Origin of the sequence: Streptomyces aurantiacus (assembly GCF_001418335.1) — a bacterium.
Lineage (GTDB): Bacteria > Actinomycetota > Actinomycetes > Streptomycetales > Streptomycetaceae > Streptomyces > Streptomyces aurantiacus.
Map to the genome: position 1 here is coordinate 1 of NZ_LIPP01000279.1, position 11,456 is coordinate 11,456.

The 11,456-nt window shown below is 70.6% G+C and carries 9 protein-coding genes; all 9 read right to left on the minus strand.

The window, feature by feature from the left end; all coding sequences use genetic code 11:
* Positions 1-1,711: serine/threonine protein kinase (locus tag AOK01_RS30990; protein WP_157871549.1), on the minus strand; the 1,711-nt coding region annotated here is incomplete at its 3' end.
* Positions 1,708-3,030, minus strand: coding sequence for a hypothetical protein (locus AOK01_RS30995; RefSeq protein ID WP_055517481.1), 1,323 nt, complete (start codon positions 3,028-3,030; stop codon positions 1,708-1,710). The genes AOK01_RS30990 and AOK01_RS30995, both read right to left, overlap by 4 nt.
* A 107-nt stretch (positions 3,031-3,137) precedes the next feature.
* Complete coding sequence (locus AOK01_RS31000; RefSeq protein ID WP_055517490.1) at positions 3,138-4,181, minus strand: glutamate ABC transporter substrate-binding protein; 1,044 nt, start codon at positions 4,179-4,181, stop codon at positions 3,138-3,140.
* 14 nt (positions 4,182-4,195) lie between these two features.
* Positions 4,196-5,662, minus strand: a complete 1,467-nt coding sequence (locus tag AOK01_RS31005) for a hypothetical protein (protein WP_079103902.1) — start codon at positions 5,660-5,662, stop codon at positions 4,196-4,198.
* Positions 5,663-5,879: 217 nt separating this feature from the next.
* Positions 5,880-6,848: an N-acetylglucosamine kinase gene (locus AOK01_RS31010; protein WP_190852503.1), complete on the minus strand. Its 969-nt coding sequence runs from the start codon at positions 6,846-6,848 to the stop codon at positions 5,880-5,882.
* Between the two features lie 38 nt (positions 6,849-6,886).
* Positions 6,887-8,152: a 6-phospho-beta-glucosidase gene (locus tag AOK01_RS31015; protein WP_055517486.1), complete on the minus strand. Its 1,266-nt coding sequence runs from the start codon at positions 8,150-8,152 to the stop codon at positions 6,887-6,889.
* A gap of 7 nt (positions 8,153-8,159) precedes the next feature.
* Positions 8,160-9,095: a carbohydrate ABC transporter permease gene (locus AOK01_RS31020; RefSeq protein ID WP_425424771.1), complete on the minus strand. Its 936-nt coding sequence runs from the start codon at positions 9,093-9,095 to the stop codon at positions 8,160-8,162.
* A 2-nt stretch (positions 9,096-9,097) separates the two neighbouring features.
* Complete coding sequence (locus tag AOK01_RS31025) at positions 9,098-10,039, minus strand: carbohydrate ABC transporter permease (protein WP_055517493.1); 942 nt, start codon at positions 10,037-10,039, stop codon at positions 9,098-9,100.
* Positions 10,040-10,089: 50 nt separating this feature from the next.
* Positions 10,090-11,427, minus strand: a complete 1,338-nt coding sequence (locus tag AOK01_RS31030) for an ABC transporter substrate-binding protein (RefSeq protein ID WP_055517488.1) — start codon at positions 11,425-11,427, stop codon at positions 10,090-10,092.
* Positions 11,428-11,456 lie beyond the last annotated feature (29 nt).

Consider the following 11,456-nt stretch of genomic DNA (forward strand, 5'->3'; position numbering starts at 1 on the left):
CGGCCACCGCGGCCGTCCCGGTCACCGCGGCCGTCCCGTTCGGCCCAGCGGTCCCGTACGCCCCGGCCGTCAGCGCCGGCGCACCCTTCCCCCGTACCCCTTCCCGAACCTTCCCCCGTGCCTTCTCTCGTACCGGCACGGCCCGTACTCCCAGCCGCGAGACGTCACCGTCCAGCTTGCCGAACAACTGCGTGTCCGTGACCTTCAGTTCGGGGCCGAACAGCGTGGACAGCGCGGGCCGCGGGCGTCCCGTCTGTACGGAGACGACCTCGCGGAGCACACCCGTGAGCTGCTCGGCCATCTCCTGCGCGGAGGCGAACCTGCGGGCCGGATCGGGGTCCGTGGCCCGTACGAGCAGCCGGTAGAACGACTCGTAGGAGCGGAAGACCTCGATGTTGCCGGGGTCGGGCAGGGAGTCCACGAACACGTTCGTGTAGCCCTGGAAGTCGAAGGTCAGGACCGCCAGGGTGCGGGCGACGGTGTAGAGGTCGGAGGCGACCGAGGGGCCGACCTCGGCGACCTCCGGGGCCTGGTAGCCGACCGTGCCGTAGATGGCCGACTCGTCGTCGTCCATCCTGCGCACCGCGCCCATGTCGATCAGCTTGAGCTGGTCCTCGGTCTGTATCGCGTTGTCGACCTTGAAGTCGCAGTACAGGAGGTTGCGGCTGTGCAGATGGCCGAGCGCCTCAAGGGCCTCGATGCCGTACGCGCAGGCCTGTTCCACCGGCAGCGGGTCGCGCTTCCCGGCCGTGTCGCGGCGGTCGTTGGCGATCTCCTTGAGGGACTTGCCGCCGACGTACTCCATGACGATGTAGCCGTCGAGGGAGCCGGTGCGCTGGTCCAGGTGCTCCACGAAGTTATAGATCCGCACGATGTTCGAGTGCTCGATCTCGGCGAGGAAGCGGCGCTCCGATATCGCGGCGGCCATGGCGTCCTGGTCGCCCGTGTCGAGGAGGCCCTTGAGGACCACCCAGCGGTCGGACACCGCCCGGTCGACGGCGAGGTAGACCCAGCCGAGCCCGCCGTGCGCGAGACAGCCCATGACCTCGTACTGGCCGTGCACGATGTCGCCGGTCCGCAGCTTCGGCACGAACGAGTACGGGTGGCCGCACTTGGTGCAGAACCCCTCCGTGCGCCCGGACCGCTCACCGCGCGAACGGCCCACCGGCGCCCCGCAGTCGGAGCGTGAGCAGAATCGCTTCCGCTCCGGAACCTCGGGGTTCTCCTGGACCATCGCGTGCGGGTCGGGCCGCGGCACGTCCGGAACCTGTACGAGGCCGACGCCGAGCCGCCCACGGCTTGAGGAGCCGGCCGCCGAGCCGGAGCTGCGCACCGACACCGAACGGCCCGTCGACCGCCCCGACACCGCGCGCGACAGACGCCCCGACACCGAACGCCGGGACTGGGCCGACCGGGCGGACCGGGCCGACCGCGCGGACGAGCGGGACGACGCACGGGAGCCGGAGCGCGCACTGCCGCTGCCTGAACCGCTGCCGCTGCCGCGCGAGCTCCTGCCGCCCGCCGTGATCCCGGTCGGCGCGGCGCCCACCATGCCGGTCGACGAGACGACCGGCGCCAGACCACAGGTGTCGCAGTACAGCTCGCCGCCGCCCACGTCCTCGTACGACCCCGGGCAACTGGGCCGCTGGCACTGCCTCTGCTGACTCTGCGGGCCCTGCCCGTCCTGCCCGCCTTCGTCCGGCTGACTCATGACTCCCCCCTCCGGTCCTGTGGCCCGCCGTTTCCGGGGACCCGTGGTACGAGCACTTCGGCGGCCGCCTGCTGGTAGCGCAGCACCGCCTGTTCCGCCACCCGCAGGTCACAGGGCGCGCTCCACAGCATGCGGCGCGCCGCGTCGTACCGCTCCACCAGCAGCGGGTCCTCGGCGAAGCCGTGCCGGGCGACCTTCGCCTTGTACGCGTCGAGACGGCCGCGCAGCTCCGCGCGGACCGCGAGCGGCGCGGTGACCGCCGTCAACGACTCGCGGGCGCGCAGCAGTTCGTCCTCGGCCCGCTCCTCAAGGGACTCCAGGAGGGGCGAGAGCCGGTGCCACTGCGCGTGCCTGCGGTACTCGGAGGCCGCCGCCAGCTGTTCCTGGAGGGCCGTCGACGGGCCGCTCACCGCGGGCACCTCGGACGCGGCGATCTTCGCCAGTACCTCGCCGCGTGCGATGCGCGCCTCGGCCAGCGTGCGGTCCGCGCGGCTCAGCACGTCCCGCAGCCTCACCAGGCGTGCCTCCGCGTCCTGCCGCACCGTGAGTACGGCGTCGATCTCGCGGCGCACCTCTTCCAGGGCGCGTGCCTCACGGTCGTAGCGTTTCGTGTCGGGACGGCCGCCGCCCGGCGCCGAACTGCCCTGCGCGGGCGCCCAGAAGGCCAGCGGATCGGACACCACCTGCTCACGCAGCGACGTCAGCGTGCGTGTGATGCGCTCCAGGTCGTCGCCAGAGGGGTGCTCACCGGGCCGGACGCCCACGGAGTGCGCGAGCCGGCGGGTGCGCTGCAACTCCGCGGCCAGCAGGTCTATCCGCGCGGGCAGCGCCGACCAGACGGCGTCGGCCGTGACGACCATGTCCAGCGACGTCGCGTACAACTCGTTCATCCGCTCGACGAGTTCGGCGAGGGTGAAGCGCTCGCTGAGCTTGCCGGTGCCCGCCATCGTGGGCGCGGACGCCGTGGCGGAGGCGCTGCCGGCCACCGTGACGCTCTCGCCGCGCAGCAGTTCCGTCAGGTCCGCGAGGTCCTCGCGGCTCGACCAGCGCCGACGGGAGCGGATCGCGCGGGCGGAGCGCAGCGCGTCCGCGTACGCGTCGAAGTACGCCCACAGCAGGGTGATCGACGCCTCGGCGGTCACCCAGCGCTCCTTGGTGATGCCCGTGAGCTCGGCACCTTCGAGGAGTCTGCGGCCCGCGTGGTCCTGGAGGGCGAGGAGCGAGGTCTCGATGGCCTCGTGCTCCGCGCCGAGGCGCGCCAGCGCACGGTCCACCTCGTTCCGGTCCAGTACCGGCCCGGATGGTCCCGCGACGCCCATCGATCACCTCTCACTTCCGGTTGTTCCCGTTGTCCTGCTGGTGCCCGTCGTTCCCGTTGTGGATGTTCCCCGTCCGGGCCCCGGCTACGTGCCGGGCGGACTCCCGACTACTTGTACGCGACCTCGGGCGGCCCCGACGACGCGCCGAGGTATTTCTTGAGGTGATCGTCGTAGGACGTCTGCCAGCCGTTCTTGCGGTAGTCCTCCAGGATCTGGTTGACCCGGCGTATCAGATCGTCCGCGCCGTCCTTCTTCATCGCCACGCCGTAGAATTCGTCGGTGAACGGCTCGCCCACCACCTGCACCGTCGGGTCCTGCGCGGCCTGGCTCGCGGCGAGCGCCCCGTCGGTCACGACCGCGTCGACCTCACCGAGCTGGAGCCGCACCAGGCAGTCGAGCTGGTTCGGCACCGTCGTCCTGATGTTGGTGGAGGCGGGCAGGGTGCCGTCCGCCTTGTCGGCTTCGAGGTGCTCCAGGGCGGTGGAGCCCTTCGCCGAGCAGACGCGTTTGCCCGCCAGGGAGCCGTCGTCGTATCCCGTGATGCCCGAACCCTTCGGGGCGAGCACCTGCTGACCGGTCTGGAAATAGGGCGACGAGAAGGACACCAGCTTCAGCCGGTCGCAGTCGATCGTCATGGTGCGCACCACCATGTCGACCTTGCCCTCCTGGATCTTCGGGATGCGCTGGTCGGTCGGGACGGCACGGAAGATGATCTGTGTCTCGTCGCCGAGGATGTCCTTCGCGATCGCGCGCGCGAGGTCGATGTCGAAGCCCTTCAGGTCGCTGCCGTTCGACGCGCTGTCCTTCGACCCGCTGCCGTTCGACGCGCTGTTCGGGTCGCGGTAGCCCCAGCCGAGGCTGTTCTGGTCGACACCGACGACCAGCTTGCCGCGCTTGCGGATCTTCTGGACCGCCGCGCCGTCCAGATCGCCGGAGGACGGCGCCAGGCTCCGCTCCTCGGGCTTCTCGCACGCCTCGGCCCTGGCCTGGTCCCCCTGGGCCGCGCCCCGGCCGCCGGTGGGCCCGTCGGCGCCGCCCGGCTGGGTCCGTGGCAGCAGCAGCGCGAAGACCGCCGCGAGGGCGCAGACGACCGCCATCGCGCCCACCCCGCCCCAGCCCCTGAGACTGGCCCGCATACGTCGTGCGTTCATCGTCATGCCTCCTCTCACCGGTACTCCGACAGCCTGCGTCCGATGCCCAGCAGCGCGCCGGCGGCGGCGAGCGCGGCGAGCACCGCGGCGCCCTCCACCAGACCGTTCATCGCGCTCAGGCCGTCACCGGCGGCCTGCCTGAACTCGGCCTTCTCGCGAGTGATCGCCTTCGCCAGGGCGGCGTCCACGTTGTCGAAGCACACGCGCGTCGGTTCCTGCGCCTCGCTGCCGATCACCTTGTCCAGCGCGCCCTGGTAGTCGCCCGCCTCGTCCGCCGCGCGGGCCACCTCGTGCCGTTCCTTCCAGACCAACATGTTCTTCGTCGCGTCCTGGACGGGCGCCGCGCCCGCCGGGTCGTCGGCGAGTTTCTCGGCCGCCCTCAACTCCGTGGTGAGGAGGGCCATCTGTGCCTTGTAGTCGTAGTCGAAGGTGTCCACGGACTTCTTGTTCTCGCCCTTGCCGACCTCTTTGGTCTCGGCGCCGCGGGAGACCAGTGTCAGGTTCTCGTTGCCCCGGGCCTTGAGCGAGGCGATGCGGGCGTCGTTCAGCGTGTTCAGCGAGCGGACCGCGTGCGCGTCCGACTCGTTCAGCCCGGCGCGGGCGACGCTGTGGCCGACGACCAGCCAGAGCATCACGACCGTGACACCGGCCGTGGCGGCGACCAGGCCGTGGTTCAACACCCGGTTCGTGCGCCGGTAGTTGCGGCGCTGGGCCCAGCCGAGACCGCCGACGGCGACGACACCGAGGCCGATCGCGATCCACGGGTACGGCTTCGCGTCGGCGTAGTCGGAGCGCAGGCGGCCCTTCTCGACCTCGTACAGGCTCTCGGCGTCCGCGAGCATGATCTGCATCTTCGAGTTGGCGTACCGCAGGTAGGCGCCGCCGAGGGGGAAGCCCTGCCGGTTGTTGGCGCGGGCGCGCTCGACCAGGCCCGTGTACTGGGGCAGCAGCCGGTTCAGATCGGAGATGGTCTTCTCCGAGGCGGAGCCCGGCTCGGAGTTGGCCGCCGCGGTCACCAGCTTGTCCGAGGCCAGCTTCATGCCGGCCTCGTACGTGCGGCGGGAGTCGGCCGTCTCCTGGCCGCCCGCGAGGAAGCCGCTGGACGCGGCCGTGTTGGCGTCGGCGAGCGCGCGGTAGATCTCCGCCGCGTCGGAGCTCAGCGGCTGACTGCGGTTCAGCACGTCGTCCGCGGCGGTCTGGCGCTCCGCCATCTGCCAGGCGGTGACGGCGCCGAACACCACGACGAGGAGAGCGAGTACGGCGCCGATGACGCGCAGCCGGCCGGGCTCGGTGGTCGCCGCGGCACGCAGCCGGTCGACGCCCTCCGCCCAGGCCGTACGCCGCGGGGGTCCCGGGTCGGGTGCCGCGGGCCTGCTCCTCGGCTCCGGCGGCGGAGCCTGCGGCGGCACCGCGGGAGCCGCGGGCATCGTGGGCACCGGCGGCCCCGGTGGCGCCGCACCGCCCTGCTGCTGATATGTCACTCGACCTCCCCCATGGTCATCGGCCGCCGCCTCCACCCGAGCCCGGAAGCACGGCGACCGGAAGCACGGCAAAAGGCGTACGGCCGCAAGTATCGCCGCCGGGACCGACATCCGAACAGGCCTTGACTCGATCTTGGTCGGATTTCGGCACGGCGAAGATCCCGCACTTCCCCTGCTCTTGAATACGCCAACCCGAACTGTTCGGTTCCCGACGTGCTCAGACCCTCTCGTAGAACTCCCGCACGCGGGCGTGCGCCCTGGCCGGGGCGCCCTCGTGGTCGAGTCCGAGGAGCGCGGATCCGAGGACCGGCCGGGCGGTCACGACCCGGGGCACGGCCTTGGGGGCCCGCTCGGCCAGCAGCTCCCGTACGCGGTCGTCGAGTTGCGGGTGGCGGGCGGCCAGGACCCCGCCGCCGAGCAGGACCGGGACCACCTCGTCCAGCAGGTCGAGCCGGGTCAGGGCGACGGCCGCCATGCTCACGATCTCCTCCGCCAGCCGGTCGACGAGCGCACGGGCGACCGGGTCGCCGCCGGCGGCGGTGGCGAACAGGACCGGCGTCAGCTCGTGGCGCCGCGCGTCCGCCACCCGCTCCAGGTGCAGGGCCTCGATCAGCGCGTACATCGTCGGCAGGCCGAAGTGCGCGGGCAGCGTACGGGCCAGCTCGGTCGCGGCGCCCCGCCCGTCCTCGGCACGCGCCGCGTGCCACAGCGCCTCCTCGGCGAGGCCCCAGCCCCCGCCCCAGTCCCCGGAGAGGCGGCCGAGGGCGGGGAAGCGGGCGACCCGGCCGTCCGGCCGCATGCCCACGCAGTTGATGCCCGCGCCGCACACCACGGCGACACCCCGAGGCTCCTCGACGCCCGCGCGCAGGATCGCGAAGGTGTCGTTGCGGACCACGACGGTCGTTCCCCACGCGCGCGCGTGCAGCGCGGCGGCCAACTGCTCCTCCTCGACGGGCAGATCGGCGTTGGCGAGGCACGCGGAGACATGGTCCACGGCGGTGACGCCCGCCGCGGCGAAGGCCCGGCCGACGGCGTCGGCGAGCGCGTCCACCGCCTGCCGGACGCCGACGGCGGGGGGCCGGAATCCGCCGCCGCGCGCCGTGGCGAGCACGCTCCCGTCGCCCGCCACGACCGCGACGTCGGTCTTGCTGTTCCCCGCGTCGACGGCGAGAACAGCCGCGCTCACGCTCACGCTCCCGCGGGGCGCTTCCGCTGCTGGTGTGCTCACGCCCACGCGAGGTGCTCCCGGTTGTGCGCGATCAGCCGGTCGGTGAGGCCGTCGGCCTGCGCGTACTGGCCGACCAGGGGATGTGCGAGCAGCGCCCGGAACACCCGCTCGCGGCCCCCCTGCAGCGCGGCCCGCAGAGCCAGGTCCTCGTACGCGGTGACGTTAGCGATGAGCCCCGCGTACAGCGGGTCCACCGGCGCCACCGGCAGCGGGGTGGCCCCGGCGTGCCCGACCGCCGCCTGCACCTCGATCACGGCGTCGTCGGGCAGGAACGGCAGCGTCCCGTTGTTGTACGTGTTCACCACCTGGTACTGGCTCCCTCCCCCGCCCAGCAGGGACGCGGCGAGGTCGACGGCGGCCTCCGAGTAGTAGGCGCCGCCCCTCTTGGCCAGCAGAGCCGGCTTCTCGTCGAGCGCCGGGTCGCCGTACATCGTCAGCAACTCCCGCTCCATCGCCGCGACTTCCGCGGCGCGCGAGGGCTTCGTACCCAGTTCCCGTACGACCTCGTCGTGCGCGTAGAAGTAGCGCAGGTAGTAGGAGGGGACGACGCCGAGGCGGTCGAGGACGCCGCGGGGCAGGCGCAGGTCACCGGCGAGGGCGTCGCCGTGCCCGGTGAGCAGCTTCGGCAGGACGTCCTCGCCCTCGGGACCGCCGAGTCGCACATGGGTTTCCCAGGTGAGGTGGTTGAGGCCCACATGGTCCAGGTGCACATCGGTGGCGGCGACCCCGAGCAGTCCGGCGAACTTCCGCTGGAATCCGATCGCCACGTTGCACAGTCCGACCGCTTTGTGACCGGCCTGGAGGAGGGCGCGGGTCACGATGCCGACGGGGTTGGTGAAGTCGATGATCCAGGCGTCCGGGTTGGCACGCCGGACGCGCTCGGCGATGTCGAGCACCACCGGCACCGTACGCAGCGCCTTGGCGAGACCGCCCGCGCCGGTGGTCTCCTGGCCGACGCAGCCGCACTCCAGCGGCCAGGTCTCGTCCTCGTTGCGGGCGGCCTGCCCGCCCACGCGGAGCTGGAGCAGCACGGCGTCGGCACCGTCGACGCCCGCGTCCAGGTCGTCGGTCGTGGTGATGCGCCCCGGGTGCCCCTGCCTGGCGAAGATCCGCCGGGCCAGGCCGCCGACGAGCTCCAGACGGTCCAGGTCCGGGTCGACGAGGACCAGCTCCTCGACGGGCAGCGTGTCCCGCAGCCTCGCGAACCCGTCGATGAGTTCGGGGGTGTAGGTGGAGCCCCCGCCCACTACTGCGAGTTTCATGTGTCAGTCAGCCCTTCACTCCGGTGAGCGTGACGCCCTCGACGAACGCCTTCTGAGCGAAGAAGAACACGAGGATCACGGGGGCCATGACCAGGACGGTCGCGGCCATCGTCAGATTCCAGTCGGTGTGGTGCGCGCCCTTGAAGGACTCCAGGCCGTAGCTCAGGGTCCAGGCGCCGGGGTTCTCGGAAGCGTAGATCTGCGGCCCGAAGTAGTCGTTCCAGGCGTAGAAGAACTGGAAGAGCGCGACGGCCGCGATCCCAGGCCTGGCCATCGGCAGCACGACTTTCAGCAGGGTCCTCAGGTCCCCGCAGCCGTCGACCTTCGCCGCGTCGAGGTACTCGTTCGGGATCGTCATCAGGAACTGCCGCAGCAGGAAGATGGAGAACGCGTCGCCGAAGGCCATCGGGATGATCAGCGGCCACAGCGTGCCCGACAGGTCCAGCTGCTTCGCCCAGAACAGGTACATCGGGATGATCACGACCTGCGGCGGCAGCATCATCATCGAGATGACCAGCATCAGCGACAGGTTCCGGCCCCGGAAGCGGAACTTGGCGAGCGCGTACGCCACCGGGACCGAGGACGCGACGGTGAGCGCGGTGCCGGCGCCCGCGTACAGCAGGGTGTTCTTCCACCAGGTGAGGAAGCCGGGGGTGTCGAAGACCTTCGCGTAGTTGCCCCACTCCCAGGTGTCCGGGACCAGGTCCCGGCTCAGTGTCTGGGAGCCGTTCATCAGCGAGGTCAGCACGACGAACACGAAGGGCAGGACGAAGAAGAGGGCTGCCGCGACGCCGAGCGCGTGCACGGCGATCCACTCCAGGAGGGCCTTGCGGCGGGCGGTCCGCTCGGCGGGCGTGACCGGTGTCCTGGGCGCTCCCGGCTTCGCCGGCCCGTCACCTGCCCGGGCCACGGGTGCCGGGGTCGTCTGCGGTGCTTGGGTCATGGTCAGTCACCTGCCTGGATGAGACCGCCCCGGCGCCGCATCAGGAACGCGGTGAACGCCATGGACAGCGCGAACAGCACCAGCGCGACCACGCACGCCGAGCCGTAGTCGAACCGCTGGAAGCCGAGGTTGTAGACGAGCTGCGGCAGGGTGAGCGTCGACTTGTCGGGGTACCCCGGCTCGAACTGCTGGCCCGAGCCACCGATGACCCCGGAGGCGACCTTCCCCGCGACCAGGGGCTGCGTGTAGTACTGCATCGCCTGGATCACCCCGGTGACCACCGCGAACATCACGATCGGCGAGATGTTCGGCAGCGTCACGAACCGGAACCGCTGCCAGGCGGACGCGCCGTCCAGCTCGGCGGCCTCGTACTGCTCCTTCGGTACGTCGAGCAGCGCGGCCATGAAGATGACCATCAGGTCGCCGACGCCCCACAGCGCGAGCATGGTGAGCGCGGGCTTGGACCAGGCGGCGTCCGTGAACCACCCGGGCGTCGGCAGACCGAGATCACCCAGCACCGAGTTGACCGGCCCCGTACCGGGGTTGAGCAGGAACACGAAGGCCAGCGTGGCGGCGACCGGCGGCGCGAGGTAGGGCAGGTAGAACAGCGTGCGGAACACGCCGGTCCCGGTCCTGATCCTCGTGATGAGCAGCCCGATCCCCAGGCCGAAGACGACCCGGAAGGTGACCATGACGAGCACCAGCCACAGGGTGTTGCGCAGCGCCGGCCAGAACATGGGGTAGTCGTTGAAGACGTAACTCCAGTTCTCCAGCCCCCTGAACTCGGGGACGCCGAAGCCGTCGTACTTCATGAACGAGAAGTACACGGTCGAGATCAGCGGGTACGCGAAGAAGACGCTGAAGCCGATCAGCCACGGCGACATGAAGGCGGCCGTGCGCAGAGCCTGTTTCCTGCGTCTGGCACGCAGCGTGGGCGTGGACACAGCGCGTGGGGACACGGGGGGCGTGGACAGGGGAAGCGTGGCCATGGGTGCTACTTCGCCTGCTCGATGTCACGGTCGATCTGCTCGGCGGTCTTCTCCAGACCGGCCTTCAGATCCTTCGCCTTGCCGGACTCGTACTGGAAGCCGAAGTCCTGCAGCGTCGTCTGGTAGGTCGAGCCGTTGACGGACGCCGGCGGAGTGTTGGACTTCGGGTGCTGCGCGATGTCCAGGAAGGTCTTGAAGCCGACCTCGACCTCCAGATCGGGCGACTTCAGCGCGTCGAACGTGGACGGCACGTTGTGGATGGCGTTGGCGAAGGAGACGACGGCCTCGGTGTCGGTCGTCATGTACTTCACCAGTTCCCAGGCGGCGTTCTGCTTCTTGCTCTGCGGGGCGATGCCCATGATCGTGCCGGAGAGGAAGCCCTTGCCGTACTGGTCCACCTCGTCGTCGGCGACGGGCAGCGGGGCCGTGCCGATGTCGAACTTCACGCCCGCGTCCTTCGCCATGCCGAGCCGCCACTCGCCGTCGAGCTGCATGGCGACCTGCCCGGTGTGGAAGGGATGCTTGGCGCCCCATTCGTCCCCGAACGTGTTGCGGTACTTCTCCAGCTTCTGGAAGCCGCCGAGGTCGTCGACGAGCTTCTTCTGGTACGTGAACATCTCGGCGAAGGCCGGGTCCTCGGCGATGCTCGACGTGCCGTCCTTGTCGAAGTAGGAGTGGTCCCACTGCGACATGTAGTGGTCCACCACGGACTCGTAACCGTGGTAGTTCGGCATGAAGCCGAGCTGCTCGTACGAGTCGCCCTTCGTCTTCGTCAGCTTCTTCGCGACCTCGGCGAACTGGGACCAGGTCTTCGGCGGCGCCTCGATGCCGGCCTTCTCGAAGGCGTCCTTGTCGTAGTAGAGGCCGTACGCGTCGCCGAGCAGCGGCATCGCGCAGCGGGTGCCCTCGAACTGGGTGTACTCCAGCATCGGCTTCGGGATGATCCGGTCGAGGTCGAGCTTCGACTTCTCGATGAACGGCTTGAGATCGGCGAAGGCGCCGGACGAGCAGAACTTGCCGACGTTGGAGGTGGTGAACGACGACACCACGTCGGGGCCCTTGGAACCGCCCGCGCGCAGCGCCTGGTTGAGCTTGTCGTCGTTGATGTTGCCGACGACCTTCACCTTGATGTTGGGGTGCGCCTTCTCGAAGCGGACGATGTTCTCCTGGATCGCCTTCACCTCGGCGGGCGCGCTCCAGCCGTGCCAGAACGTGATCGTGGTCCTGGCGTTCGGGTCGTCCGTGGCACCGGCGTCGGACTGGCCGGTACAGCCGGTGGCGAGGAGGGCGACGGAGACGGAGGCGGCGAGCGCGACGGCCGCTTTCCGGGATATTCCGGGCATGACGGGGTCTCCCTAGGACGGGACGGGGC

Bases quoted from the DNA above. Each gene is read 5' to 3' on its own strand.
- AOK01_RS30995 (WP_055517481.1), bottom strand. From the start codon at position 3,030: ATGGGCGTCGCGGGACCATCCGGGCCGGTACTGGACCGGAACGAGGTG.
- AOK01_RS31000 (WP_055517490.1), bottom strand. From the start codon at position 4,181: ATGAACGCACGACGTATGCGGGCCAGTCTCAGGGGCTGGGGCGGGGTG.
- AOK01_RS31015 (WP_055517486.1), bottom strand. From the start codon at position 8,152: ATGAAACTCGCAGTAGTGGGCGGGGGCTCCACCTACACCCCCGAACTC.
- AOK01_RS31020 (WP_425424771.1), bottom strand. From the start codon at position 9,095: ATGACCCAAGCACCGCAGACGACCCCGGCACCCGTGGCCCGGGCAGGT.
- AOK01_RS31030 (WP_055517488.1), bottom strand. From the start codon at position 11,427: ATGCCCGGAATATCCCGGAAAGCGGCCGTCGCGCTCGCCGCCTCCGTC.